The organism is Rhodococcus sp. WMMA185 (assembly GCF_001767395.1).
Lineage (GTDB): Bacteria > Actinomycetota > Actinomycetes > Mycobacteriales > Mycobacteriaceae > Rhodococcus_F.
In genome coordinates, this window is sequence record NZ_CP017014.1 from 2822315 (window position 1) to 2848406 (window position 26092).

At 63.9% G+C, this 26092-nt stretch carries 27 protein-coding genes and 1 pseudogene; 10 read left to right on the top strand and 18 right to left on the bottom strand.

From position 1 onward, the window contains the following. Positions 1–91 precede the first annotated feature (91 nt). From proC to BFN03_RS12705, 3 genes are read right to left on the bottom strand one after another with little or no spacing between them, the layout of a single operon-like run. Complete coding sequence (proC, locus tag BFN03_RS12695; protein ID WP_070379293.1) at positions 92–907, bottom strand: pyrroline-5-carboxylate reductase; 816 nt, start codon at positions 905–907, stop codon at positions 92–94. Positions 908–943: 36 nt separating this feature from the next. Beyond that, entirely contained in the window at positions 944–1786 is an 843-nt protein-coding gene (locus BFN03_RS12700; protein WP_070379294.1) for a thioesterase family protein, read from the bottom strand. Continuing rightward, positions 1783–2424 (bottom strand): MerR family transcriptional regulator, encoded by a 642-nt coding sequence (locus BFN03_RS12705; RefSeq protein WP_070379295.1) that lies wholly within the window; start codon positions 2422–2424, stop codon positions 1783–1785. Before BFN03_RS12705 ends, BFN03_RS12700 begins: the two co-directional genes overlap by 4 nt. A 108-nt stretch (positions 2425–2532) precedes the next feature. On the opposite strand from BFN03_RS12705, the gene BFN03_RS12710 reads away from it, so the two are divergent. Next, the gene (locus BFN03_RS12710; protein ID WP_070379296.1) at positions 2533–2949 is read left to right on the top strand and encodes a hypothetical protein; all 417 of its coding nucleotides are present in this window, start codon (positions 2533–2535) and stop codon (positions 2947–2949) included. On the opposite strand, the gene BFN03_RS12715 is transcribed toward BFN03_RS12710, so the two are convergent. From BFN03_RS12715 to BFN03_RS12725, 3 genes are read right to left on the bottom strand one after another with little or no spacing between them, the layout of a single operon-like run. Continuing rightward, entirely contained in the window at positions 2908–3849 is a 942-nt protein-coding gene (locus BFN03_RS12715; RefSeq protein WP_070379297.1) for a sugar phosphate isomerase/epimerase family protein, read from the bottom strand. The two genes, BFN03_RS12710 and BFN03_RS12715, sit on opposite strands and share 42 nt — an antisense overlap. Positions 3850–3856: 7 nt before the next feature. After that, complete coding sequence (locus tag BFN03_RS12720) at positions 3857–5122, bottom strand: hypothetical protein (protein ID WP_070379298.1); 1266 nt, start codon at positions 5120–5122, stop codon at positions 3857–3859. Then, a complete protein-coding gene (locus tag BFN03_RS12725) occupies positions 5119–6072 on the bottom strand; it encodes a Ppx/GppA phosphatase family protein (RefSeq protein ID WP_070379299.1) in 954 nt (317 codons plus the stop codon). The genes BFN03_RS12720 and BFN03_RS12725 overlap by 4 nt, the downstream gene beginning before the upstream one ends. A gap of 66 nt (positions 6073–6138) precedes the next feature. Here BFN03_RS12725 and BFN03_RS12730 point away from each other — a divergent pair, with 66 nt between their 5' ends. Further along, positions 6139–6930, top strand: coding sequence for a hypothetical protein (locus BFN03_RS12730; protein ID WP_070379300.1), 792 nt, complete (start codon positions 6139–6141; stop codon positions 6928–6930). A gap of 48 nt (positions 6931–6978) precedes the next feature. On the opposite strand, the gene BFN03_RS12735 is transcribed toward BFN03_RS12730, so the two are convergent. The 7 genes from BFN03_RS12735 to BFN03_RS12765 all read right to left on the bottom strand — a co-directional run bounded on the left by BFN03_RS12735 (position 6979) and on the right by BFN03_RS12765 (position 14314). After that, complete coding sequence (locus tag BFN03_RS12735) at positions 6979–7668, bottom strand: response regulator transcription factor (RefSeq protein WP_070379301.1); 690 nt, start codon at positions 7666–7668, stop codon at positions 6979–6981. Continuing rightward, complete coding sequence (locus BFN03_RS12740) at positions 7665–8885, bottom strand: sensor histidine kinase (protein WP_070379302.1); 1221 nt, start codon at positions 8883–8885, stop codon at positions 7665–7667. The genes BFN03_RS12735 and BFN03_RS12740 overlap by 4 nt, the downstream gene beginning before the upstream one ends. A 127-nt stretch (positions 8886–9012) precedes the next feature. Further along, on the bottom strand, positions 9013–9768 hold the full coding sequence (locus BFN03_RS12745; protein ID WP_198163265.1) for a phosphoglyceromutase: 756 nt from the start codon (positions 9766–9768) through the stop codon (positions 9013–9015). Between the two features lie 97 nt (positions 9769–9865). Beyond that, positions 9866–11458 carry an AMP-binding protein gene (locus BFN03_RS12750; protein WP_070380891.1) on the bottom strand — a complete coding sequence of 531 codons (1593 nt, stop codon included), beginning with the start codon at positions 11456–11458 and terminating at the stop codon, positions 9866–9868. A gap of 151 nt (positions 11459–11609) precedes the next feature. Then, positions 11610–12101 carry a YbjN domain-containing protein gene (locus BFN03_RS12755; RefSeq protein ID WP_070379303.1) on the bottom strand — a complete coding sequence of 164 codons (492 nt, stop codon included), beginning with the start codon at positions 12099–12101 and terminating at the stop codon, positions 11610–11612. Then, on the bottom strand, positions 12098–13444 hold the full coding sequence (mshA, locus tag BFN03_RS12760; protein WP_070379304.1) for a D-inositol-3-phosphate glycosyltransferase: 1347 nt from the start codon (positions 13442–13444) through the stop codon (positions 12098–12100). The genes BFN03_RS12755 and mshA overlap by 4 nt, the downstream gene beginning before the upstream one ends. A 42-nt stretch (positions 13445–13486) precedes the next feature. After that, positions 13487–14314 carry an alpha/beta fold hydrolase gene (locus tag BFN03_RS12765; protein ID WP_070379305.1) on the bottom strand — a complete coding sequence of 276 codons (828 nt, stop codon included), beginning with the start codon at positions 14312–14314 and terminating at the stop codon, positions 13487–13489. Between the two features lie 119 nt (positions 14315–14433). On the opposite strand from BFN03_RS12765, the gene BFN03_RS12770 reads away from it, so the two are divergent. The 5 genes from BFN03_RS12770 to BFN03_RS12790 all read left to right on the top strand — a co-directional run bounded on the left by BFN03_RS12770 (position 14434) and on the right by BFN03_RS12790 (position 20579). Continuing rightward, positions 14434–15207 carry a PIG-L family deacetylase gene (locus tag BFN03_RS12770; protein WP_070379306.1) on the top strand — a complete coding sequence of 258 codons (774 nt, stop codon included), beginning with the start codon at positions 14434–14436 and terminating at the stop codon, positions 15205–15207. Between the two features lie 35 nt (positions 15208–15242). Then, positions 15243–16274, top strand: coding sequence for a tocopherol cyclase family protein (locus BFN03_RS12775; protein WP_070379307.1), 1032 nt, complete (start codon positions 15243–15245; stop codon positions 16272–16274). A gap of 87 nt (positions 16275–16361) precedes the next feature. Continuing rightward, positions 16362–17600 carry a hypothetical protein gene (locus BFN03_RS12780; RefSeq protein ID WP_070379308.1) on the top strand — a complete coding sequence of 413 codons (1239 nt, stop codon included), beginning with the start codon at positions 16362–16364 and terminating at the stop codon, positions 17598–17600. 370 nt (positions 17601–17970) lie between these two features. After that, positions 17971–19560, top strand: coding sequence for an LGFP repeat-containing protein (locus BFN03_RS12785; protein WP_232320533.1), 1590 nt, complete (start codon positions 17971–17973; stop codon positions 19558–19560). 275 nt (positions 19561–19835) lie between these two features. Further along, positions 19836–20579, top strand: a complete 744-nt coding sequence (locus tag BFN03_RS12790) for a hypothetical protein (RefSeq protein ID WP_070379310.1) — start codon at positions 19836–19838, stop codon at positions 20577–20579. A gap of 116 nt (positions 20580–20695) precedes the next feature. Here BFN03_RS12790 and BFN03_RS12795 read toward each other — a convergent pair whose 3' ends face one another. After that, the gene (locus tag BFN03_RS12795; RefSeq protein ID WP_070379311.1) at positions 20696–20956 is read right to left on the bottom strand and encodes a helix-turn-helix domain-containing protein; all 261 of its coding nucleotides are present in this window, start codon (positions 20954–20956) and stop codon (positions 20696–20698) included. A 234-nt stretch (positions 20957–21190) separates the two neighbouring features. Here BFN03_RS12795 and BFN03_RS12800 point away from each other — a divergent pair, with 234 nt between their 5' ends. Further along, on the top strand, positions 21191–21757 hold the full coding sequence (locus BFN03_RS12800; protein ID WP_157109603.1) for a hypothetical protein: 567 nt from the start codon (positions 21191–21193) through the stop codon (positions 21755–21757). Continuing rightward, complete coding sequence (locus BFN03_RS12805; protein ID WP_070379312.1) at positions 21748–21954, top strand: hypothetical protein; 207 nt, start codon at positions 21748–21750, stop codon at positions 21952–21954. The genes BFN03_RS12800 and BFN03_RS12805 overlap by 10 nt, the downstream gene beginning before the upstream one ends. A gap of 381 nt (positions 21955–22335) precedes the next feature. Here BFN03_RS12805 and BFN03_RS12810 read toward each other — a convergent pair whose 3' ends face one another. From BFN03_RS12810 to BFN03_RS12815, 3 genes and pseudogenes are all read right to left on the bottom strand, one after another. After that, the gene (locus BFN03_RS12810; protein WP_070379313.1) at positions 22336–22731 is read right to left on the bottom strand and encodes a DUF4913 domain-containing protein; all 396 of its coding nucleotides are present in this window, start codon (positions 22729–22731) and stop codon (positions 22336–22338) included. Between the two features lie 97 nt (positions 22732–22828). Further along, positions 22829–23192, bottom strand: a pseudogene (locus BFN03_RS21030) (DUF4913 domain-containing protein); the annotation flags it as partial. 12 nt (positions 23193–23204) lie between these two features. After that, positions 23205–23999, bottom strand: coding sequence for a TraM recognition domain-containing protein (locus tag BFN03_RS12815; RefSeq protein ID WP_070379314.1), 795 nt, complete (start codon positions 23997–23999; stop codon positions 23205–23207). Between the two features lie 96 nt (positions 24000–24095). Between BFN03_RS12815 and BFN03_RS12820 the strand changes: the two genes are divergently transcribed. After that, on the top strand, positions 24096–24842 hold the full coding sequence (locus BFN03_RS12820) for an SDR family NAD(P)-dependent oxidoreductase (protein ID WP_070379315.1): 747 nt from the start codon (positions 24096–24098) through the stop codon (positions 24840–24842). A 44-nt stretch (positions 24843–24886) separates the two neighbouring features. Here the strand turns inward: BFN03_RS12820 and BFN03_RS12825 are convergent, their stop codons facing one another. Continuing rightward, positions 24887–26074: a L,D-transpeptidase gene (locus tag BFN03_RS12825; RefSeq protein WP_070379316.1), complete on the bottom strand. Its 1188-nt coding sequence runs from the start codon at positions 26072–26074 to the stop codon at positions 24887–24889. Between the last annotated feature and the right edge of the window lie 18 nt (positions 26075–26092).

The following is a 26092-nucleotide window of genomic DNA, read 5'->3' on the forward strand; positions in this document are numbered from 1 at the left end:
GCTTCCCCCCGGCGGAACAGACACGCACGTGCTGCATTCGAGCTTAGCGGGACGGATGGTGTTAGTGCGACGGGTGTGGGGATTCGAATATTCATTCGGATTTCGCACCCAGGTCGGCAGAACGAAGCTTCGCGGATTCGATGGCGTCGAAAAAGGCCGTTCGAAGACCATTTTTCTCGAACTGGCGGATAGCAGCGGCGGTAGTGCCACCCGGGGACGTCACAGCAGCCCGGAGCTCTGTGGCGCTCTCCCCCGACTGGTCGAGCATCGCCGCTGCACCGACCATCGTTTGGACTACCAGTTCTGAAGCGGTCGCCCGGGTGAGCCCGCAGGCGACACCCGCATCGATCATGGCCTCGGCGACCAGGAAAAAGTAGGCCGGACCGGACCCCGAGACAGCAGTGACCGTGTCGATCTGCGATTCGGGGACGACTACGACCTTGCCCACCGACGACAGCACGCCGTTGACCAGCTCGAGGTGCTCCTTCTTCACATGCCGCCCTGCGGCCAGGGCGCTGACACCTTCGCCGACCAACATGGGAGTGTTGGGCATGACCCGTACCACGGGGAACCCCGCAGGCAGCCTCACCTCGTAGTAGGCGGTGGGAACGCCAGCAGCGAGCGATACGAGCAACTGCTCGCGTTCCCCGTCGAGATCCACCGTTGACACCTCGGCGAGCGCCTCTTCAACGTCATCCGGTTTGACGGCGATAACGATGACATCAGCGCCTTCGACGGCATCGGCGGTGGTGGTGACCCGTACCGAGTATGCGTCTGCCAACTCTTCGGCCCGTGGCGAATGCGTCTCGGCGACCACGAGATCCCTGACGGCGTGACCCGCCTGCAGAAGGCCCGAAACGAGGGCCTCACCGATCTTGCCGCCTCCGACTACCGCAATTCTCGTCATGACCAACAGCCTGCCACGACGTACATGCGCATATTACTAGCGGGGGATCATCGCCAACTGCCGGCTCTGCACGACAATCGCCCCGGTCGAGTCGAGGATGGTGTGGTCCTCCTCGAACCACGAACCACCGAGCACCGTGCTGTTGGCCATCACCCGCAGCCAACCAGGTGCCGGCTGCCTACGCAGATAGGTTGTCAGCTGAACCGTGGGCGCCCAGCCGAACAAGCCCCTGTTCATCGTCACCGGCGAGCTGATGTCACCGGCCATGATTGCGAAGAGAGCTGCGATGTCGGGATCGCTCTCATCGCCGGCACGAGGGCGGACCCACATGCGGACCTCCGGTTCGCCCTTGTTGCCGGTCAGAAAGTGCGCGGAGGTTCCGTCAACGCGCAGGTCGCACCCTTTCGCCACATGCATGACCTGCCCCATCGGATGATCGGGGGTGACCGACACCGCGTCGGCGGGTGGTTCCACCGGAAGCTTGGCGAGCGGGTGGTCCCCGTTGTAGAGCGGTTCCCCCGCATCAGGGACGCCGAGGGTTACCGAGGCACGCACAGCCACACGGTCACCCTGCTTCAGTTCCACATCAACCAACGAGACCTGTTTCCCCTGCTTGCGCACAGCCGTCGACAGTGTGATCTCTCCAGGGTCAGGGGCCGAAAGATAGTTGGCTCCCACCGCCAGCGGCTGTATGCCGGAGAGGTCGCCATGGCTGGCCTCGTCGACAAGTCTCCTACGTGCCGCAGCTGCGCACAGCGACATCATCGAACCGCCGTGCACCTTGTTGCCGATCGTCCATACCGGATCGATCGATGCACCGTAGGCCCCTTGCCCCGCGGGGGTGAGGACGTTGAGATCGTGGAAAGGAGTTGGAGTCACGGCTGATCCTGTTCTTCTGAATTTTGTAGACGCTTCTGTGCAATGTCTTGGTGTGCGAGCCGGCGCATCGCTGCGATCACCGGCTCGTAGATGGCCGTTCCGAGCACGGCATAGCGGATCGCATCGGCGCTCGAGTCCGTCGGCATCTGGCCGATCTCGATCTCGGCGATCCCTCGTACCAGCTTTCCGTACGCCTCGAGGCGTTCGTCCGTCATCGGAACCCCCGCCTCCTCGAGCGCCTCGAGGGCCCGGTCGAACTGCCGCACCGCCACGTGTCGCGGGTCGTACACCTGCCCGAGCTTCTCGATGGCCGCCCGCGCCCGCGGGAACGGCTCACCCTCGATTGCCGGATCGGCAGAGTCGAGGTACGGCGGCAGCTGGCCGATGGCCTGTCCGAGAGCCTCGAAAAGCGAGTCTCCTGGGTTGTCGATCAGACGCAGCACCTCGCGGATCCGAGGGAGTGGCAGACCTGCACCGGCGAGTGCCTTGACGAGGCCGAGTCTGCGCACATGCTCCTCGCTGTACCTCGCCTGGGTAGCACTGGTGGATTCCCCCGGCATGAGAAGCCCTTCCCTCAGGTAGTACTTCACCGTGGGCAGAGGGATACCCGATCGTGCAACCAGCTCCGATACGCGCACACCATTCCCTTCTCGACACGACTTGACATTGGATAGTAGCGATATCCAATATATTGGATACCGCTACTATCCAACTGCTCGATGAGCATACCCCAGGAGGCTCCCTACATGAACGCCGTACTCGCTGCTATCACAGGCATGACGTTGCTCACCGTTATCGGAATCGCATTTGGTGGCACCTTCATGCTCCGCGTGGTTTCGGGTGTTCAGGGAGCAAACGAGCTACAGAAGACTTACTTCCGTGCCGGCCACGCTCACGCGGGAGTGCTGGTGACGCTCGGGCTCGTCGTCGCGCTGCTCACCGATGCCGCGGGTGTTCACTCAGCGTGGGCTCTCGCGGGGACGATCGGTGTCCTGTCCGCCGCTATCTTCATCCCTGCCGGCTTCTTCCTTTCCGTCCTGGGGAAAGACCCGAAACAGCCGAACCGGATGGCTGTGTCGCTGTGGATCGGCGCAGCCACGCTGGTAATTGGACTGTTGATCTCAGGAGTCGCGGTGGCCGCTGCCGGGATATCCGCCATCTGATCGCGAGGTCGCCCGCCCCGGCTCGAGGTGTTCGCGGGCGAAAGCCAACGACTGGGCCAGCATGGACGAGCGTTCCCGGCGGGTTCGCGCATTCTGGGTGTTGATCTCGATCACAGCCTGCCCGGCGAATCCGGTGTCGACGAGATGATGGCACACTTCCGCACACGGTTGGGTGCCGTGACCGGGTATCAAGTGTTCGTCCGTCGATGCGCCCCTGCCGTCCGCGAGGTGCAGATGTGCCAATCCCGCGCCCATTCGCCGGGCAAGCTTCATTGCGTCCGTTCCGGCGGTCGCGGTGTGCGAGAGGTCGAGGGTGTAATGGGCGTGATCCGAATCGGTCGGGTCATAGGAGGGGCTGAACGCAGACACTGCCGCACCTGGCCCTCCTCGGCGGCGAAGCCTCTCCGCCGAGCGCTCCTTGCCGCCGAAGAAGCCGTCGGCACGCATGGGGAACATGTTCTCCACCGCCACGATCACGTCGCCGCGCCGTTCCAGATCGGCAACCTGATCGGCGAATCCGTCCGCGTAGCGGCGCTGCCACCGAAACGGTGGATGAACCACGACACTCACCGCACCGAGGGCTTCTGCGGCGCGCACGGAGCGCTCCAGTTTCGCGGCCGGATCGGCGCCCCACACTCTCTGCGAGATCAACAGGCACGGCGCGTGAACCGCCTGAACCGGGACCGCGTACTTGCGCATGAGCGCGGTCACAGCGCCGATGTCCTGGCTGATCGACTCTGCCCACACCATCAGTTCGACGCCGTCATACCCCAGGTCGGCGGCATACCGGAACGCTGCCTCGGTGTTCTCGGGATATACAGACGCGGTCGACAATCCGACCAGGATCTTCCGCTCGCGCGGTGGCCGCCCCGCCTGCCCGTACTCACTGTCTTCGAGCATGGCCGGCTCAGCCTGACGCAAGCATGAGGGCGAGCGGCCCGAGGGTGACGATCATCCCGACCACGACCGCGATCACGAAACTTGTGATGTCGTCGGTGCGACGTACGACCCGGACCATCGCAACGAGTCCCACGATGACGAGCAGCGCAAGAATCAACGCGACCCAGGGAAGCAGATCCCACAACTTCTCGAAACCCTTGAAGAGCAGGGCTCCGGCAATCACGGCCACGACACCTTGCCCGAGGAGGACGAGCCACTCACGGGCGGAGTCCTCGCCGACACCGTCCTTCCAGCTGAATTTCTTTTCTTTCGCCTTGGCCTTCGCCTCTTTGCGGGACCGCTTAGGAGCCTCCGAGTCTTCGGTCTCTCCCTCACGCGGCTCTGTCCGTGTGCCGCCGGCAGCAGCCTCGATGATTTCCGTTTCCTCGCCGACGTTCTCCCCAGAATCCTGGAACTGGCGCATCAGGTCGCCTGCCAGTGTCGATCCAGACAGCAGTTGGGGTTCTGGGATCGATGCCGCAGAAGATTCGGGCCTCGGCTTCGGGGCATCGGGAGCCTCGGACCCCTGGGTCGCAGCATCGGAAGCCTCGAAGCTCGGCTCTGCAACATCGGGAGCCTCGAAGCTCGGCTCTGCGACATCGGGAGCCTCGAAGCTCGGCTCTGCGACATCGGGAGCCTCGAAGCTCGGCTCTGCCAAGAAATCGGTACCACCCGACGCATGTTCAGGCTCTTCCGCCACTGGAACAGCCGAGTCGGATTCCGTGGCGGGTACTACGATCCCGGTCTTCAGGAGATCCTGCTGCAGAGTTCGACTGACCCAGGATCCTTGGTAGTCGCGCGAGGTACTGCTGGAGACCGTTCCATTGACGCGGCTGGAGGGTCGACCCGTCCGGCGCGCATCGGCATCGGCCACATCGTCATCGGCCAGATCGACATCGGCATCGAACCGCCCTGAAAGAGCGGCGATGCCCTCGGACACCGGTGCCGGTGCGGGTTCTGGGACCAGTTCGGCTTCCTGCGCCGGTTCAGGTTGCGCCGGTTCACGGTCCGGGGCCTGTTCTCGGGCGAATACCGGACCACGGTCGGACGCCTCTTCGGAGTTGCGTGCCCGAGCCTCGGATCTGCTCCGGACGGTTGGGATCTCACCGGTCAGTTCTGCAACCGAGATTCCACCCTTGGCTCCACGGCGACGGCGTCCTCCGCTGGACTCGACCTGTTGCCCGTTGCGTTTGAGCAGTTCTGACACAGAAATCTGCTGACTGTCCTCGGTCATTGAATATTCACCATCAATTCACCGCCCATTTCCGTATCGAGCTTGCGGAGGATTAACCCCTCACGCAGAGCCCACGGACAGATTTCGAGTTCCTCCACGCCCAACGCTCTCATGCTGGCCTCCGCGATGAGGGCTCCGGCCACGATCTGCTGCGATCGGTCAGAGCTCACCCCTTCTAATTCTGCACGGTCAGACGCCGTCATCCGTGAAATGAATGCTATTAGTTGCCTGAGGCCGCTCGAGGTGAGGATCCGTCTCACACGTGGGCCTGCACCGGAGGGTGCAGCGCCTGTGAGCCGGGCTAGAGAGCGGAAAGTCTTGGATGTGCCGACGGCACGATCCCACTCACCCGCAGCACGCAATTCCTTGGCCGGAGCGACCAGTTCGGCATCGAGCCAGTCTCTGAGGACTGCCACCCGACGTTTGCCCGGCGGGTCGGCCTCGAGCCAGTCCCTGGTGAGCCGTCCAGCCCCCAATTGCAGCGACAGCGCAACGTCCGGGTCCTCGTCGCCACCGGTCGAGAGTTCGAGCGAGCCGCCCCCGATGTCGAGATTCAGGATGCGACCGGCGCTCCACCCGAACCAGCGGCGTACAGCGAGGAACGTCAGTCTGGCCTCGTCGGTACCCGAAAGGACCTCGAGCGTCACCCCTGTTTCCGCATGAACCCTGTCGAGGACATCATCGGAGTTGCTGGCGTCACGCACGGCAGAGGTGGCGAAAGCCATCAGCTCACCGCACCCCGATGTCTTCGCGATGCCAGCGAACTCCGCTACTGTCGACACCAAGCGATTTGCGCCCTGGGATGTGATGCGGCCGCGGCTGTCTGTGTTCTCGGCGAGTCGCAGAGCCGACTTGGTCGAACTCATGGGTGTCGGGTGGCCGCCCCTGTGGGCGTCCACAACAAGCAGATGGACGGTATTGCTTCCTACGTCGAGCACCCCTAGTCGCACAGTGACACGGTACTGGGTCTACCGTCGGTCCTTGTGACAGCAGGTAATGGAGGGCGCCCGCACAAGATGACGCCTCAGCCGGAAGTGCCGCTCGACTTTGCTCGCGAGTGGGTCGAGTTCCCCGACCCCGACAACGCCGAGCACATCATCGTTGCCGACATGACCTGGCTGCTCTCCCATTGGACCTGCGTATTTGGCACCCCCGCCTGTCAAGGGATCCTCGGTGACCGGCCCGATGACGGGTGCTGCTCGCACGGTGCGTTTCTCTCCGATGAAGAGGACCTCGCGAAGTTGAACGCATCAGTGAAACTACTCACAGAAGCCGATTGGCAGTTCATGAAGAAGGGCCTCGGCAAGAAGGGCTACCTGGAAGAGGACGACCTCGAGGACGAACCCGCTCTTCGTACCCGTCGCTACAAGGGTGCCTGTATCTTCCAGAACCGCCGCGGCTTCGAGGGCGGCGTCGGCTGTGCACTTCATTCGATGGCTCTGCGACGCGGAATCGAACCACTCGAGGTCAAGCCCGATGTGTGCTGGCAGCTTCCGATCCGTCGTACCCAGGAGTGGGTCGAGCGTCCTGACGGAGAGCAGATTCTCAAGACCACCATCACCGAATACGACCGACGCGGGTGGGGCGAGGGCGGCGAAGACCTTGATTGGTATTGCTCCGGCTCCCCCGACGCCCACGTAGGTGCTAAGGCCGTCTGGCAGTCCTACGCCCCCGAGCTGACCGAAATGCTCGGGAAAGCGGCGTTCCGCGAACTGGCGAAACTGTGCAAGCGGCGCGCAGGGCTCGGGTTGATTGCCATCCATCCCGCCACGACCATCGCGCAAGATCGAGGCGGCGCCGCGCGCTAGCGTCGCCGGATCGTCACCCGATCCGGCGACGCCGGGGATCGGTGACGATCACGCCTCCAGTTTGTACCCGAGTCCGCGAACCGTTATCAGCCGTTCCGGCTTTGCGGAGTCGTCCTCGATTTTCGAACGCAGGCGCTTGACGTGTACGTCGAGCGTCTTGGTGTCGCCGACATAGTCGGCACCCCATACACGGTCGATCAACTGCCCACGGGTGAGGACGCGTCCGGAATTGCGCAACAGATACTCGAGAAGTTCGAACTCCTTGAGTGGCATGGTGACGGTCTCTCCGTTCACCCGGACCACGTGCCGCTCGACGTCCATCCGAACAGGTCCGGCCTCGAGGACCGCAGAGTCGTGTCCGGCATCGAGTTCGCTGTCGGCGCCGCGCCGCAACACGGCACGAATGCGGGCAATCAGCTCGCGCGCCGAGTAGGGCTTGGTCACGTAGTCGTCGGCACCGAGTTCGAGCCCGACGACCTTGTCGATCTCACTGTCTCGCGCCGTCACCATGATGACTGGGACGCCAGACCGGCTGCGGAGCTGTTTACACACATCCGTGCCGCTCATACCCGGCAGCATGAGGTCGAGGAGGACGATGTCCGCGCCCGCGCGATCGAATTCGGCGAGGGCGGAGGGGCCGTCTCCTACGATCACCGTTTCAAACCCTTCCTTGCCCAACAGGAATGCCAACGGATCGGCCAGTGACTCCTCGTCTTCCACGATCAACACACGCGTCATCGCTTGGCCTCCAAATCGGTTTCTCTCGTCCCGACGTCTATGGCATCGGCGAGGGCATCGGCACCCTTGCCGTTCGTACTCTCGGTCTTGTTGTATACAGGAATCTGGAGTGTGAACGTCGAACCGGTACCAGGCCTGCTCCACAGGTCGATCGAGCCATTGTGGTTGGCTGCCACGTGCTTGACGATCGACAGGCCGAGCCCGGTTCCGCCGGTCGCCCGCGCCCGTGCCTTGTCGACGCGGAAGAACCGTTCGAACACTCGCTCCTGATCTGCCTTTGCTATGCCCTCGCCGCGGTCAGTGACCGAGATGGCCACATTGTCCCCCCGAATCGACCGGCTGACCGACACGGGCGCTCCATTCGTCGAGTAAGCGATGGCGTTCTGAACCAGATTAGACAGCGCCGTGACCAGGAGCGCACGGTCGCCGAGTACTTCCGAACCGCCACCCTGGTCCGTGATGATGGCGACACCGGCCGCTTCCGCTGAAATCTTGCAGCGCACCAGCGCCTCGTCGACGATCTCGTCGACCGAGACGACCTCGAGATCGGGTAGCTTCTCTGCGCCTTGCAGCCGGGACAGCGCGATCAGCTCTGTGACCATCTTTCCGAGGCGCACTGATTCGCTGAGCACACGCTCTCCGAAGTGCCGGACCGATTCGGGGTCGTCGGCAGATTCCAGAAGCGCCTCGGCCAGCAAACCCATCGCGCTCACCGGGGTCTTCAGTTCGTGACTGACGTTGGCGACGAAGTCACGCCGCGTCGCCTCCATCCGAACCTGCTCGGAGTCGTCGTCGGCGAACAGGACAACGAAGCGGCGGTCTTCCTGGCTCAGGATTCGGGCAGTGCAACGCACCGCGATTCGGTCGCGCCCGCGTTGCGGGTTCTTCGCGCTCAAATCAAGCTCGACCTGCTCACCGGTCTCGTAAACCCTCTGCACAGCCACCCACGCACGGTCGTCGAGGAGACGACCCCGCACCAGGCCCAATTCTTCGGCACGAGCGTTGAACAGAACGACATCATGAAACTTGTCGACAACAGCGATGCCGCTCGCCGATGTCCGAACGATCAGATCGAGCACCTGCGACACGGTGAGTCCGGAGCCGTTCTGGGCTCGTCGTGCCCTACTGGCGCCCAGCATGGGCACCAGCACTCCACCGGCCACGTATCCGACGAAGCCGCCCATGATGGCTAGCAGGACGGCCTGCGTAACACTCACGTCTGAATCGTACGTATCCGCCGCGGAGCGGCTACGCAGGGTCCGTTTCTTCGTCCAGCACAGACCGCGCTCGAACCTGCTACAGGCCGGAGGTCGACGCGGTACGAACTCCGGCCATGTCCGCGAGTTACCTGCCGCCCTGGTTGGCCACAGCGGCTGCACCGGCCGCAGCTGCAGCCGGGTCGAGGTAGGTCCCGCCCGGGTTCAGGGGCTGCAGGTTCTCGTCCAAGTCGTATCTCAATGGAATGCCCGTCGGGATGTTCAGCCCCGCGATATCGTCGTCTGAGATTCGGTCGAGATGCTTGACCAGCGCACGCAGAGAATTGCCGTGCGCGGTGATCAGCACCGTCTTACCTGCCAACAGGTCGGCCGAGATCGTGTCCTCCCAATACGGGATCAGACGCTTGACGACATCGAGCAGGCACTCCGTGAGCGGAACTTCATCGAGGTGCTCGTATCGGGGATCCGCATCCTGACTGTATTCACTGCCGACCTCGATCGGCGGCGGCGGCGTATCGTAACTGCGCCGCCACAGCATGAACTGGTCGTCACCGTACTTGTCCTTGACCTGCGCCTTGTTCCGTCCCTGCAGGGCGCCGTAATGCCGCTCGTTGAGGCGCCAATCGCGAACCACCGGAATCCAGTGGCGATCCGCGACGTCGAGCGCGATGTTCGCGGTGCTGATGGCGCGGCGCAGCAGCGATGTATAGAGCACATCGGGGAGAACATCGTGCTCGACCAGCAATTCGCCGGCTCGCTTGCCCTCTGCGATGCCCTTATCGGTCAGGTGAACGTCCACCCAGCCGGTGAACAAGTTGAGTGCATTCCATTCGCTCTCACCGTGGCGGAGCAGCACAAGGGTTCCGGTACTCATGCCGTTCATCCTGGCACGAATCCCGAAACCCTGGCGCCCTGAGTCCCGCCGTCAGCGACTCACTTCGCTCGCCCGGGTCAATTTCCCGTCGCTTCGCTCGCCCGGGTCAATTTCCCGTCGCTTCGCTCGCCCGGAGGTCTTTGCGCAGAATCTTGCCCGCAGCAGACTTCGGCACGACGTCGATGAACTTCACCCTCCGGACCTTCTTGTGCGGAGATACCCGCTCGGCGACGAACTCGATGATCGCTGCCTCGTCGAGATCGGCATCGTGCTGTCTGACGACGAACGCCTTCGGGACCTCCTCACCCTCGTCGTCGAGAACACCGATGACTGCCGCGTCTGCAATCTGCGGGTGGGTCAGCAGAAGGGCCTCGAGTTCGGCCGGCGGAACCTGGTAGCCCTTGTACTTGATGAGTTCCTTCATGCGGTCGACGATGGTGACGATTCCTTCGGAATCGACGGTGGCGATGTCACCGGTATGCAGATAGCCGTCGGCGCTGAGCGTTTCCGCTGTGGCTTCTTCGTTGCCCAGGTATCCGAGCATGATGTTGGGGCCCTTGCACCACAGTTCACCGGGCTCGCTGACGCCCTCGGCCGGAAGCGCGATCTCTTCCCCGGTGGCCGGGTCGATGAGCTTGCACTCCATATTCGCGATCGTGGGGCCGACCGAGTCGAGGGCGATGTCGTCGCGATCGAACGGGATGGCGTGGCTGACAGGACTCATCTCGGACATTCCGTACCCCTGCCGAACACGGCAGCCGAGCCGGTTCGCAACCGCCTTGCCGAGTTCCTGATCGAGAGGAGCTGCGCCCGAGAAGATCGAGTGCACCGACGACAGGTCGTACTCGTCGACGAGCGGGTGCTTGGCCAATGCCACAGCGACGGGCGGAGCGATGAACACGTAGGTGCACTTCTCGTCGGAGACGACCCGCAAGAACTCCGCGAGGTCGAACTTCGGCATCGTCACCAGGCTGGCCCGGTTGAACAGAGCGGCGTTGAGGAGCACCGTCATCCCGTAGATATGGAAGAACGGCAGGACCGCAAGGAGCCTGTCGTCGGCCTCGATACCCATCCGAGGGTTGATCTGGCACACGTTGGCCACCAGGTTGCGGTGTGTGAGCATCACACCCTTCGGACGACCCGTGGTACCGGAGGAGTACGGCAATACTGCGAGTTGAGTGGCCGGATCGAACGACACGGCCGGTGGCGGCGCCGCCTGGGCAAGCAAGTCCTCGAGCGAAGGGTGCCCTTCGGCGCCGTCGAGGACGATCAGGTTGGCGTCCGGAATCCCCGCCTTCGCCGCGGCCTCCTTGGCCTGCGGCAACAACGGGGAAATGGTGAAGAGGAACTTGGCTTTCGAGTCGGTGAGTTGCTTGGCGATGTCTTCTGCCGTGTACAGCGCGTTGATCGTGGTAGCGACGCCGCCTGCGCGGAGTATGCCGTGAAACACGGCAGCGAATGCGGGGACATTCGGCGAATGCAGGCCCACCACGTCACCCACCGCCAGGCCACGGGCGGCGAGCGCGCCGGCCACACCGTTGATCTGGGCGACGAGGGACCGGTAGGTGGTCACCGCGCCGGACGCCCCTTCGATCAGCGCGGGCCTGTCGAGATCGGCCTCGTCTATCTGGCCGAAGAGGAAATCGAAAACACTGCGGCTCGGAATCTCGACGTCCGGAAACGGGCTCTTGAAGCTCATTGGGGCCTCTCCCTCGAAGCGTTGCAGCAACAATTGGTCGGTGCACGTTTCAATGCGCGCCGATCCGCACACCGGAACTGTGACTACAGTCACAGGTTCGGCCGTCACTCTACCCGTGGTAGATTCGCCGACCACACGAGAGGGTCGAGACCTATTCCTGCGACTCTTCGATCAGGTGCTCGAACGGTTTCAGGTTCGCCAGCGACTCTCCGCGCGAGACTCGCCACGCCCACTCCCGTTTGATGGAGTCCGCGAATCCGAGTTCGAGGATGGTGTTGAAATCGCCGTCGGCAGCCTCGAGTACCTGCCCGAGCACCCGGTCCAATTCGTCGGCGGTCACTGCAGGCTCGGCGATCAGCCCAACGAGGTAGATGTCGCCGATCTTGTCGATCGTGTACGCGACCGAGTACAGCCTTCGATTTCGACGCAGCAGGTACCTGTACACGCCCTCGAAGTTCTCGTCCGGCTTTCGGCAGACGAACGCCTCGACGCGCAGACCGTGCTTACCGACGGTCAGCAGCGTCGTCGTCTTGAGTTTGCGCTCACCCGGCAATTCGACCACGAAATGCGTCGAGTCTTTCCTCGTGAAGTCCAGCTCACGTTCGGTCAGTGCGGATTCGATCACTCCACCAAGGTCTTTCATGCGCGCACCCCTCCGACCCGGCGCAACTTCCGCGACCCGCGTACGCGGCGCGGCGAGAACTCACCCTGGCCGTTGCCGACGTTGTAGCCGTAGTTGTAGTTGTAGTTGGCAGTTGCCCTCCGATAGCTCGCGAGGAGTCCGTCGGCGGTGTGGTCCCACGAGAAGTTCTCTGCGTGGCGCGGCGCCTCCGCAGCCAGTGCGGCGAGACGTCGGGGGTTGGAGATCAACGACTGCAACGCGGTAGCCCAGTCCTCGGTGCCATGCCCGTCGACCAGTAGCCCTGTCTCACTGTTTCGCACCGCGACCCCGAGACCGCCGACGTTCGCCGCGATCACCGGTGTCCCACATGCCTGCGCCTCGATGGCCACCAGCCCAAAGGACTCCGAATAGCTTGGTACGGCAACAAGATCCGATGCTCGGTACACATCGGCGAGCCGGTCGGGCGCCTGCGGGGGGAGGAATGTGACGCGCGCCGCGATGCCCAGCGAAGACACGAGTTGGATCAACCCGTCGGGTCGGGCAAGCCCTGAACCGGACGGCCCCCCGACTACGAGCACTCTCAAGGTGGATTCGGGATCGCGGGCGATCAGTTCGGCAGCCGCGCGGAGCAGCACGTCAGGGGCCTTGAGCGGTTGAATACGCCCCACAAAGGTCACGACGGTCTCGCGAGGGTCGAGGCCGAGGTTCGCCCTGGCGCTCACTCGGTCACCCGGCCGATACAGGGTGAGGTCGGCGCCGGGCGCCACGACGTCGATGCGATTCGGGTCGGCGCCGTAGTGCCGAACCAGTTGATCGGATTCCTCCCTGGTATTGGCCACGATTAGGTCCGATTCCGCCACCACCTGTTGCTCACCGATCTGACGCGCGGCCGGTTCGGGGATATCCCCCGCGGCCAACGACGCATTCTTGACCGCGGCGAGAGTGTGCGGGGTGTGCACCAACGGCACACCCCAGCGATCGCGGGCCAACCATCCCACCTGCCCCGACAACCAGTAGTGCGAATGCACCAGGTCGTAGTAGCCGGGTTCGTGCCGGGCCTCCTCGCGGAGCACCCCGGCCGCGAACGAACACAACTGGGTGGGCAGATCCTCTTTGTTCAACCCCTCGAACGGACCGGCCACGACATTGCGGACGAGCACTCCCGGTGCCGCTTCCTGGACAGGGGCATCGGCAGAAGAAGTGGCCCGGGTGAAGATCTCCACTTCGAGGCCACGTCGCGCCATCTGTATAGCGGACTGCAGCACGTAGACGTTCATGCCACCCGCATCGCCGGTACCCGGTTGCGCCAGTGGGGAGGTGTGGACGGAGAGGACTGCCACCCTGCGGGGAGGCGCGTTGTGCATGGGTGTCACTACTCCATACTGCCCCCTCGTCTGAGAGCGCCTCTATTCGAGGTCGTCGACGAATTGGCCGACTTCCTTGACGAACCGTTCTGGGTCCTCGACGAAAGGCCCATGTTCACATCCGTCCCAGAAGGACACCTGCGCATTCGGAATGAGATCGGCCGCATGTATGCCCGTAGCGACGTCAACGACCGAGTCCTTTGTTCCGTGCACCACGAACGCCGGAATATCGAGCGACCGCAGCAGGTCATCGTGACTCGCCGTACGACGGAACAGTGCCGCCCGGACTCGTGGCGGAGTGCTGAGGCTGGCACCCAACAGCGCCTGCAACTGCGAGCCCTTGCCCTCCGGTGGACCTGTCAGGGAGGTTCCGAAATCTCCGAGAGCACGGATCGCGGCGCGCGGATCATCGGACATCACATCGGGAATCGCGGCGCGCATCGTCGATCCGATCTGTTCGCCCTTCTCACCGCGACCCTTGCTGGTAATCGCCGAGACGAAGACGACAGCGTCAACCGCGCCGGTTCCGTGTGCTTCCAGGTAGTCGCAGATCACGAGACCGCCGTAGGACCAACCGAGCAGCACTGCCCCGGACGTGACACCTTCCGCCTCCAGCACCGCATCAACGTCCCCCGCCCAGACGGTGGAGTCGTCGTATCCGGTGTCGGGTGCGCCTGAGTATCCGTGCCCGCGCAGGTCCACAGCGATAACCCGATATCGACTCGCGAATTCGTCGAGCACAGCCGCTCCCCAACATTTGGAGGACTGCGCCCAACCGTGCAGAAGAACCAGGGGGCGCGCGTCGGGGGCACCGGTCACGGAGTAGACCAAGGAGGTCCCGTCGATGCCGACAGCTTCACGAATGGCCATGAAGCCACGATAGAGGCATCCCGTGTAGCGGTCTCCGCCACAACGAACCGCCGCTTCTGGCACGGGCTCGAGTCACCGTTCACTTCCGTCGGCTTCGGACACGTGCGAGTATTGCGCTCATGAGTGTCCTGGTGTGTTTCCACGCCCATCCCGATGACGAAGTATTCACTACCGGCGGCGTAATGCGTCAGGCCGCGGATGCAGGCCATCGCGTCGTCGTGGTGACTGCCACCGACGGAGCGCTCGGCGAGGCCCCCGAAGGCATTCTGTCCGAGGGAGAGTCGCTCGCTGAGCGGCGCCGCCGCGAACTCGAGAACTCGACAAGCCTCCTGGGCGCCGGTCGTGTGGTGCTGCTGCATTACGCGGACTCCGGAATGGCCGGATCACCCGAGAACGACAACCCTGCGGCTTTCTGTAATGCCGACATCGAGGAGGCGGCCTCCCGACTCGCCGCAGTTCTCGTCGAGGAAGCCGCCGACGTGATCACGATCTACGACCCCAACGGCGGCTACGGCCATCCCGACCACGTTCAGGTTCATCATGTGGGAGTCCGCGCGGCCGAGCTGGCCGGTGTCCTTCACGTGTACGAGGCAGCCCCGAGCCGCGATCACCTCCGACGTCTGATGGCCCTGAATCCCGAGTGGTCCGACCAGACCCAACCCCCGGACATCGACACCTTCGGCCTGCCGGAATCGGAGCTCACCACGATTGTGGACGTCAGCGGCGTGATGGATGCCAAACGTGCCGCCATGCACGCGCATGCCACCCAGATCGGCGATTTCGGGCCATTCCTGCACATGCCCGAGGACCAGCTGCGTGAGGCGTTCGGTAGGGAATGGTTCCGCCGACGCGGTGCACCCGCCGGACTGACGGAGTCGGCACTCCCCTTGTGATGCGCCGAGCTGATTCCATGCAGGAAGATTGACGTATGTCGCGACTTCTCCGGGCATATCGGGCAACCGGCGCCGACCTGCCGTTCGGGAACGTGCTGCCCGCACACGACGTCGCGATGGAAGGGTATTTCTGGCGGTTCACCCAGCCCGCCACCGGCGAGGTCGTGATCGCCTTGGCCGGGATCAACCGGGCCGCGGACGGCCACTGGTCCACGCTCGGCCTGGCGGGTCACCCCGCTCCCTTCGTGCGTACCTCCGCACATCCTGATGGCTCCGCAGACCGTTCCGGGCTCGGTGCGTTCGCGGGCGACGCATTCCACGGATCGGACGACCGCCTTCGAGTGAATCTCGGTCCGGACGCACGCCTCGATGTCCGGATCACCGGACAGGTCGGGTGGCCGCGGCGCAGACTCGGCGGATCCAGCTTCTTTCATTCCCTGCCCGCATTGAACCAGTACTGGCATCCGTGGTTGCTCGGAGGAAGAGTGGAAGGTAGTGCAGTCCTGGGCGACACCGAGATCGACCTCGACGGCTCGCAGGTCTACGGCGAAAAGAACTGGGGCAAGGGCGGTTTCCCCGAGTCGTGGTGGTGGGGCCAGGCCCAGGGTTTCGCCGACCGGCGGGCCTGTGTAGCGTTCGCCGGCGGAGAGGTCGTACTGGGCCGACTCCGCACCGAGGTCACATCCCTCGTCGTCGTACTACCCGACGGTGCTCTCGTTCGCCTCTGCAATCCGATCACCTCCCCTGTCCGCGCTCACGTCACAGACGAACGGTGGTCACTGAAGGGTCGCAGCCGTACATGGAGCATCGAGATCGAGGGGCGTTCCCCACTCGGAGCAGCCCACGTGCTGCCAGTCCCGCTCCCGACGGAGCGCCGCAACATTCCCGGCGCTCTCGAACATCTCGGCGGCTCCATGAGTGTCACGGTTCGCCGCCACGGCAAGCTCGTGTGGGCGGACGAATCCCCACTGGCGGCGCTAGAGCACGGTGGAATCAGCCGAGCCCGTGCGGAATTGCTCAGGCGCGGCGCAGAGGCAGGGGCGACGTCCGCACCCCCGGTCAGTTGATCCAAGGCCGCGGCCACCGGAGATCCCGTCTACGTCCAGGCCATCGAACAGCAGGTCTTCGTCGACGGCCTCGAATCCGAGCAGACGATGATCGCCAACGCCAACGCCAACGCCTCCCGCCACGCCGCGATCGACCGCCTCGACCGCACCACCGCCCGCCTCGACCACGCTTTGCCGGCACTGAACGACCACGCCGCCAAGGCCACCGCGTGGCTGGGAATCGAGGACCGCTCCCGCCGCATGATCACCATCGACGGGCACACCATCGCCGACAACGACAGTGAACACCTGGTTGCAGCCCTGCAAAACATGCTGCGAACCAAATACATTGATGCCCGGCAGGTCAACAGCGACAAACCGATCGACATGTTCACCATCGGCGGCATCACCATCACCGGCCGCTACTCGCGGATCAGTGACGTGCTGCAACTGTCGGCCACCCCCGGAGGGCACCGCCACATCGACCACACCAAAGCCGTCGAAGCGATGTCGAGCGCCACCGCCGCTCGCGGCATCATCCAACAGGTCCGCAACCTCGTCAAAGTCCTCCCGCAGGACGCAACCGACGCTCACCGGCAGCTCGAACGAGCCCGCACCCGCCGCGACGAACTCGCCGCCATCCCCGACGCCGAGTTCACCCGCACCGAAGAACTCGCCCGAGCCCGCTACACGCTCGCCGAACTCAAAGCCGAGGTCAACGCCCGCGAGAACTCCCCCGAAGCCCTCGCCTCCCGCGGCGAGGACCTCGACCGCCGCCGCTCCGAGGGCCTCTACCCCAAGTGGTCACTGGACTTGAACCCCACCCGCGCCCACGCAGAAAAGGAGAAGACCACCGAGGCCGCACTCGCCGCGTCCGTACCCGACAAAATGGCCGCCTACGCCGAGCAGTGGAACGCCGGCGCCGACGACCGCGCCCAAGCCCGCACCAACGACCCCTGGAAACCCCGCTCCGCGGACGGCTCCCACTTCCAGTACGGCGGCGACCGCGACAGCGGACAAGCCGGGGCCAGCATCCACTGGACCGACCGGGCATGGCACTGGACGGCCTGGAGCGCCGACGGCAACAAGACCAGCGACTTCGAAGACCGCCGCGACACCGCCCGCCACGCAGCCGAAGCCGCCCTCAAACGCTTCGAGAAGGAACCAGCGGCCGCGGCCGCCGGGCAGGAGGTCACACTCCACGCCGACACCGCCCGGGACACCGGTCACCCGCACCCACTGAAGGCCATGCTCGCCAACCAAACCCCCACCACACCCGCCCGCAACCGCGAGCACCGGCCACAGCCCGCCCCCACCCGCGGCAGTGGCACCGACCGCGGTCTGTAGGTTCGCACCGCCCGACAGTGCGATGCCCCCTGACCCGCCTCGTGCGGATCGGGGGCATCGTTTTTCGGGGGAGTCGCTCACCCAGGGCTGTCAACCGCGACAGTTTTCGACGAGCGGTCGACTACGGATGGCGGCGGTTTGGAATTCATGAACATCTCCGCTAAAGTACGCCCACGATTCAGCAGCTTTACCAAAAATATATATTCTTGTGGCTATTCCGTGACCTTTGTGAATGGTCCGATCCAGCGGGTATCGGTCGCTGACCGACATCCCCTCCGTCAGACAGGTTCCAATGACAAGACAGGTACCAATCCCGAGTCCTACACGTCCGAAACGCCTTTCGGCCTCTAAGGCAGGCGTTGTGGTCTCGATGGTGGCCCTACTCCTCGTCGGTGGCGGTGTCGCCGTGGCGCAACCCACCACCACGGAAGCAGCACCGGTGGAAACGACAATGGAGCCGGAGACCCCGACCACCACGACTGAAGCAGCACCGACAACGACCACGGAAGAGGCGGAAGCACCCGCTGAGGAGGTCGCACCGACCACCACCGAAGAGGTGGTGGCACCGGAAACGACCACTCCCCCGACCACAACGAAGGCCACGGTGGATCCCGAACCGTCGGTGAGCGCCGACACCAGCACCACCGCACCGGAGGCCAAGTCTTCCGCCGCGAAACCGCCCGTATCCTTACCGGATCAGGCCCGGGCCTACGAGGTACCGGCCGAGCCGAAGAAACCGCTCGACAAGTGGGCGCCGACGAAGAACCCGAATGCCACGATCATCCCGGGGCAGATGCGTTCGGACCGGGAGGAAATCCCCGAGGGCTACACCAAGGAAGAAGCCGACCTGGCCGAGACCATGGAAGCCGAACTGGAAACCACCCAACTGAAGACCACCAGCACGAAGACTCTGGCCTGCCAGGTGTTCTGGCCGGCACCGTACGAGGTGTGCGGGGCCATCCTCGACAAGTACAACTCGTTGGGCGGCCCGCTGAGCTTCCTGCTCTTGCCCACCTCGAACGAGTTGGTCAACCCCGACGGATACGGGCGTCGAAACACCTTCCAGAACGGGCCGATCTACTGGTCTCCCGCCACTGGTGCCCACCCGGTGGTCAACCACTTCTATCACTCCTGGGCCAGCCACGGCTGGGAGGGCGGCTTCCTCGGCTACCCCAAAACTGACGAGATCGTCCTCAACGGGGGACGACTGCAGGACTTCGAGGGCGCAACCATCTACTGGAGCCCGCTCACCGGTGCTCACCCGGTCGGTGGGGCCATCCGCGACAAATGGGCCGAAACCGGCTGGGAGAACGGCCCCCTCGGTTACCCCACCAGTGATGAGAAACTGCTTCCCGACGGTGTCGGCCGGATGAACTCGTTCCAGTACGGCGTCATCTACTGGTCACCGACCACCGGCGCACACCCCGTGGTGGGCGATGTGCTGTTCTGGTGGGCACTCCAGGGGTACGAGCAAAGTTCCTACGGATATCCGGTGGGTGACGGCTACACGGTACGAGACCGCGCTGCACAGGACTTCCAGAATGGGACGATCGGCGTGAACGTCCTCAGCGACGTCAATCAGCAGTTCTACGACTGTGTGCTGAATCTGCAGCATCCTCACGTTTCGACACACAGTTCAGGCTGGGATGCCAGCGTTCTCGCTACGGCGAAGTGCTCCGATCCCAAACTCTTCATCGAAGCCCACACCGAGCTGTGGTACGCGCCCGAATGCGACGGAATATTCGGATGTGGGAGTGTGCAGTACATCGAAAGGAACACCGGCAGTATCGGCGATGGCGAGACCCCGAAAGTGCTCCCACAACTCCGGCATGCAACGGCGATGCCCTGCATGGATGGCGAGTACTGGGCCGAAACCGAGTTCATCATCATCAACGCAGACGGCGGGGAACTGCGCGAGACGCACCGCACTCCCAAGACGTATGTGACGTGCCCGGACTGAACCAATCAAGGCGAGACCCCGGAATCGATACCTGAGCGGACACCGCGCGAGTCCTGCAGTTCTGGTTCGTTCCCAATTCGGTTTGGCCTGGGAACCGGGAAAAGCATGACCGGGATCGGAGTGAAAGCAGAGGGAGGGCTGGAATCCAGCCCTCCCTCTGCACCTAACCCGATTGTGTAAGTCCACGAAAACGCTGCGAGAAGCTAGGGACTGCCAGACCCGGCCGTCGATTCCGTGACCACAACCGGTCGTGTCCGCTGTGGCATGGTCTGAGTATGGACGGCACATGGCACCTCGATGACATTTGCTCGGACGACTCGGCGGGGCAGTGGATCATCGACAACATACGGAACTTCGACGGCACAGTGGGTTCGCTGCTTCCCCTAGTTTTCCCGGTGTATTCCCGGATCCTGCATCCCGCAGCAAGGATCGGGCAGACGGGTGCGCCCGCAGTTCGGACGCCGGTGACATGGCAAGAGGTCGCCGACGTCAGCAATGCGGTCATCCATCAGACGGTGGAGTGGGGGTCGATTCTCGAAGCGGGGGCGACCACTCCTGCCAGCGATACTCGCGATCAACTCTGGGACGAAGAGCCATCCACCGGGGAACTCCCCCTGCCCCAGCGGTCGGCGCTTGCTGCTGTGCTGGAACGCTTCACCAGGACCCCTGATGATTGCTGGTTCGGAGTCTGGGAGGGAAATAGCTACCTCGGTGTGGATCCCCATGGTCCTCGTCTTCACCTGCCCCAGCGGTCGATGCTCCTCTTCCGCGGCCCGGTAGGGGCAGCGGTGAACACATTCCAGGGGCACGGCCCCAATGTGTGGTGGCCTGCAGACCAGGCCTGGTGCGTGGCGACAGATATCGACCTGATGTCGACATATATCGGTGCGTCGACGGAAGCAAGTAGGGCGGTGGCAGCAGAGGCCACACTCGAAGTTGTCGGTGCATCGAAGGATCAACGCGTGACGTGGGACAGTGACGGAATTAATCCGCTGCCGGATCGCCCCTACGGCCGCTGAGTTCCGTGTCCGTGTGACCGCGTCGCGGCATCTGCATCCTGTAGCCCAGAGGTGCCAGATGGTCGTCGAGCGTCGCTGACGCAGCGTTTCCTGGTCTGCCCCTTACCGGTTCGGAACTACTTGCGATCCAGCGAGTCCTGAACCGTCTGAAGCAACTTCAGCCAGGATATGTTGAGTACTTCGGCGATTGCGGCCAGTTCAGGGAGTTGCACGTCTCGTTTGCCGCTCTCGATTTTCTGCAGTGTCGACTCTTTGAGTCCGGCGCGTTCGCCTAGTTCTGCCAGGCTGAGGCCCTGCCGATCACGCAACGCCCGGATCTCGCCAGCAATCGCCGCACGTATTTCGCCGGTGTCGACTATCTGCCGTTCTGCGTTCATGCCGAGCAATGTAGCCGGATCCGAATCCCCGGCCAAACCATCCTCAAACAACCCCGAACCATCAAGGCCATGAGGTGAGCACGATGCGCGGTCAACGTTCTTGTCGGTTGCCGCACACGCGAGGCCCGCGATCTCTGATTCGCCCAATTTGTCCGTACAACTAGGTTGGTGCGGCTAGCCTCTCGTGAGAAACATACAAATCGGTATGTTCATTCGATTATCGAAAGGATATCTGTGAAAATACTAGCCAGAGCAGGTATCTCGATCGTCGCGGTTGCCGCGATCGCTTCATTCGGCCAGGGTGTTGCCGCTGCCGAGGTCGTACCGGACCCAACCGCGGAATCCGTTGCCGAACTGCAGACGACCTTGGAGTCCCAGGGCATCATCCCAGAGGTCAGCACCAGCAAGGGTGTGCAGACTAAGGAATACGACGTAACCCAACCCGGGGGCCCGCGGGTCGTCATCGAGACCACCGAGCCAGCGCCTTTGGCTCCGGGCGAGATCGCACCGAAGCTCCGCGCGGGGTTCGGCAACGGAATCTATCTCTACCTGAACCACACGGATCAGACAGTGCTGGCTACCGGTGGCGCAGCGGCGCTGGGTATCGCCGTCTGCGCCATTCCGGGTATCGGCCAAGCCGGCTGTGCGAGTGCGGTGGGTGCGTTAGCCGGCGCGGCCGCGTACATTGCAACGAACGGCTTCTGCACAAAACCCTCCACAGGTTCGGCTTCTACCCCAGGTGAGCTGGAGATCAACTATTTAGACTTCCCTAACCCACTCCCTTCATTCAAATGCGTCTGAGGAAAAACGAGGTCCGCGGCCTGACCGCCGGTTTGGTGATTCTGGCGGTAGTTTCGATCGTCGCTAGTGTGCAGTCGCGTTCCTGGGCCCTGTTGGCGGAGATCGTCATCGTGGGGCTAATTTTCTGTGCTGCAGCGCTTGTGGTGGTTCGTCTATTGATCTCCCCGAAGGACGAACAACCGAAGAAGAAGGAGTGACAGTTGCCTCAGCTTGTGGGGCAACGGCTTGGTCACACCGGGTGAGACTCACCGATGTCAAGGCGGTTCCATCGTTTCATCGGACAGTCCCACAGCGAACATGACAGGCCGGTGGTTTGACGTGGCGGTCGTCAGGTGAAATGGCGGCCCTATCCCATGTCAGATGCCTGTTCTACACTGCTCATGCGACGAGCAAGAGGTCGCCGCACACTGCCTCGGTCGACAAGGAATGTTCCCTGTAGGCCCTGATCCGGGAAGGATTTCTCGGATCGGCGCAGGTGCGGCGACCACTTTTCCGGTTCTGCACCGCCCGACAGTGCGATGCCCTCCGACCCGTTGACGGGTCGGAGGGCATCGCGTTTTCACAGCGGGTCGCGCGCTTCAGGGTGTCAACCGGGACGGTCGGGTCCATCCTTCCGGTGGGTGGCCGGCGTCGAGTTCCCCGTGTCCGAGCCAGGTTCCGTCGTCGGTGGCGTGGCTCATCGGCCCGGTCTCGCCGTCGCGGAGCACCCGCAGGTGCGGGTCGCAGTGCCGGATCCACCAGTTCGACATCGCTGAGGGATCGTCGGCGGATGCGCGGACGTCCTCGAACGCCCACCACAGGGCGGTCAGCCGGGCCACCACCTCCGAATGCCGCCACCAGCGGGCATCCCAGGCGAGCCCGTGGCTCGGCTGCGGGCCGATCTTCCGGTTGACGACCTCGCACAGATAGTGCTGCACGAAGTCTTCGAGTCTGGTGAACGCTGGGGCCGGGAGGTCCTCGCTGCCCTTGCCCACCGGTTCGGGCCGCTTGGTCGGTAGGTCCGCCAGGTCGTCTGCGTTCCAGCCGTCTGGTGGTGGCTCGTAGGCGAGCGGCCCGTGACCGGGCCAGGTGCCGTCCTCGTTCGCGCCCGCTCATCGGCCCACTGTCCCCGTCGAGGAGAACCCGAAGGTGCGGTTCGAGGTGATCGACCCACCACCCGGACATGGCCGACCGGTCCTGGCTGCTGGCCAGCCGGGCACCCTCGAACGCCCACCACAGGGCGGAGGCGGGCGACCACCTCCGAATGCTGCCACCAGCGCGGATCCCAGGACAGGCCCCGCCCCGGTTGCGGGTCGACCCGGCGGTTGATCACGGTCGCCAGGTAGCAGGTCACCCACTGCTGAACCGACTCGAACGCCGGACCGGGACCCGATTCCTCGCCATCACCATCGAGGTCGAGGTCAAGGTCAAGGTCGCCGAAATCTGTGTCCGACATGTTTTCTCCCGTCTACCGGTACGCCTGCGCGTCGGTGATCGTCTCCGGCTCGACGTAGTCGTCTCCGAGGTCGTCTTCTTCGCCGCCGGCGAGGAGCCGCTTGGTCAGGGCCGCGTCCGTGCTATGGGGGCGGATCGAGCCGCGGACGATCTCGGCGTAGTCGGCCTCCCACCACCAGTTCTTCTTGATCAGCACCGGCCTGCTGGCCGGGAACAAGACGATCGCCCGGTCTTTCGGCAGCGCCGCGAGATCGTCGATGGTCAGGATCGACTTCTCCTGCCAGCTCTGCGAGCTGCCCCCGCCCCCGCCCCCGCGGCCGCTGCTGCGGGTCGTCGACAGCACCTCGTGGCGGCCGATCTGCTCCGACAGATCCGACAGGTACCCCCGCTCTTTGGCGTTGCCGCCGTAGTAGTGGACCGCGCCGGCGAGCATCCCCTCGAATTCCTCTCTCCCCCACATCCGGATGCCCTGCTGCGGGGACTGCAAAATCGCGATCGGGATGATCCCGCGGCCCCCGAAATGGCTGTACTGGTCCGGAAGCGACTTGAGAAGCACAGTGTTCGTGGCCTCGTCGAGCACGGCCACCAACGGAGTATCCAAACGGCCACCGCTCGACGTCGTCGTCGGCCGCAGCGCTTTCGGCACCCACCGCGGTGTCTCCTGCTCGTAGGTGCGGGCCGGTGTTTGCGCACCCAATGCTGCTGCGGCATCGAAGATCTGCCCGACCAGGGCCGTGGTCAACGCCGACGCCGAGTCCGGTCCCTCCATCGACAGCGCATACAGGGTGTCGGCGGTTGCCGCGATCACAAGAGAGCCGACATCACCGGTCGGGCATGGTGGCCCGCATGAAACAGGATTTCACCCGCGCTTCCGTTGCGGTCGGCAACTCTTAGCATGTTAGCCATGACCATTTCGCCGAACGCAAGTATCGCTGTCGTCACCGGAGCCAGTTCAGGCATCGGAGAAGCCACCGCCCGCACACTGGCCGGGCAGGGTTTCCACGTGGTGCTCGGAGCCCGGCGACGCGATCGCTTGGAGAAGATCGCCGAAGACATCGACGGTACGGCGCTCGAACTCGACGTGACAGATCAGGACTCCGTGGATGCCTTCGCCGCTGTTTTGCCCCGCGTGGACGTGCTGGTGAACAACGCCGGCGGCGCCAAGGGCCTCGCACCGATTGTCGATACCGACCTCGACGACTGGCGGTGGATGTGGGAGACGAACGTCCTGGGCACACTACGAGTTACCAAGGCTCTGCTGCCGAAGTTGATCGAGTCAGGTGACGGGTTGGTCGTTACCGTCACCTCGACGGCGGCCATATCGATCTATGACAACGGATCTGGGTACACCTCGGCCAAGCACGCACAGGCCGCCCTGCATCGCACCCTGCGGGGTGAACTGCTCGGCAAGCCTGTCCGGTTCACAGAGATCCTGCCGGGCGCGGTCGAGACGGACTTCTCGCTGGTGCGCTTCCACGGCGACCAGGAGCGTGCCGACAAGGTGTACGAGGGCATCACCCCGTTGGTGGCTGCGGACATCGCGGAGATCATCGGGTTCGCCGCTTCCCGCCCGTCCCATGTGAATCTCGACCAGATCGTGGTCAGGCCCCGGGATCAGGCGGACTCCAGCCGTTTCCACCGCAGGACGTAGCCGACCAGGTCGGTCGTGGGAGACAGCATCCGCGCTCTCGCCACTCATTTGGCGAGTGCGGACATGGACTGCCACGTGGGCCAGTCGATCGCCCAGTCGTAGATGTCGCCATCGGCGGCAGAGAGGTCGATGGACGTTCCGGTCACCTCGACCGGGTCCCCGTACATTGCGGTGCCGAAGTACTGCTCCGCGTCGGCGAGCGAGAGGTTGATGCAGCCGTTGGTGACGTTGGACGACCCCTGCACACCGATGGTCGCCGGGTTGGCGTGGATGAACTCACCGTTGTTGGAGATGCGAACGGCCCAGCGCTCGCGGACATTCTCGTAATAGGGAGGGTTCGACATGAGGAAGTCCTCATGCTTTTCGGTCACCACATGGATGCCGCTGCGCGTGACGTTGCGCGACTCATTGCCCTCGCCGTAACTGACGGGGATGTCCATGATGGTTTCACCGTCGCGCACAACCTGCATGCGATGGCTGGGCGCATTCGCAATGACGATCTGACTGCGCCCGATCGTGAAATCCAGAGTCATGTCTTCGGCACCGTACGCGCCGTCGCCGAAATCGACGCCGTAGAACTTGGCGTCGAGGTCCACGGTGGTTCCGGGCGCCCAGTAGTTCTGCGGCCGCCAGTGGGCGCGCGAGCCGTTGTCGTCGGGCAGCCATGCCCATGAACCGGTGGTGGGCGGGTTGGTGGTGACCGTCATGGCCTTCTCCGCAGCGGCCTTGTCTTCGACGGTGCCGTGGAACTGCACGATGATCGGCGCGGCGATCCCGACCTCCTGCCCGTCGCCGATGTTCAGGCTCGCGGAGACGGTGCTATCGGGCTCGAGCGTGGTGAAACTCCCCTTGACCGGGACCGATTTACCGTCCGTGCCGACTGCCGTTCCCTGCCACGTATACGTGGCCCCGTAGCCCAGCGCCTCGCCGACGGTGAACGTTGTCCGGTCAGGTGACAGCGCACCCTCGACGGCGTACCCCTTTGCGTTCACCAGCGATATGTCGGTGAAGGTTCCGTGGGATGCGGTAGCCGAGATCGGCGCCACCGGGTTGACGTCGACGGTGCCCGACGCCGGATTCTGTGTGACCTCGACCACCGGTCCGGGGGGTGCGGTGGCCGTCCCCGACGTCGAACCCGTCGTGCATCCGGTCACAAGTAGGAAAAGCGCGACCATCGCTGTAAGGATGAACGCGACCCTCGGCCTACTTCTCCGGGAATCCTGTTCGTACACAGCGACGAGGCTACCTGC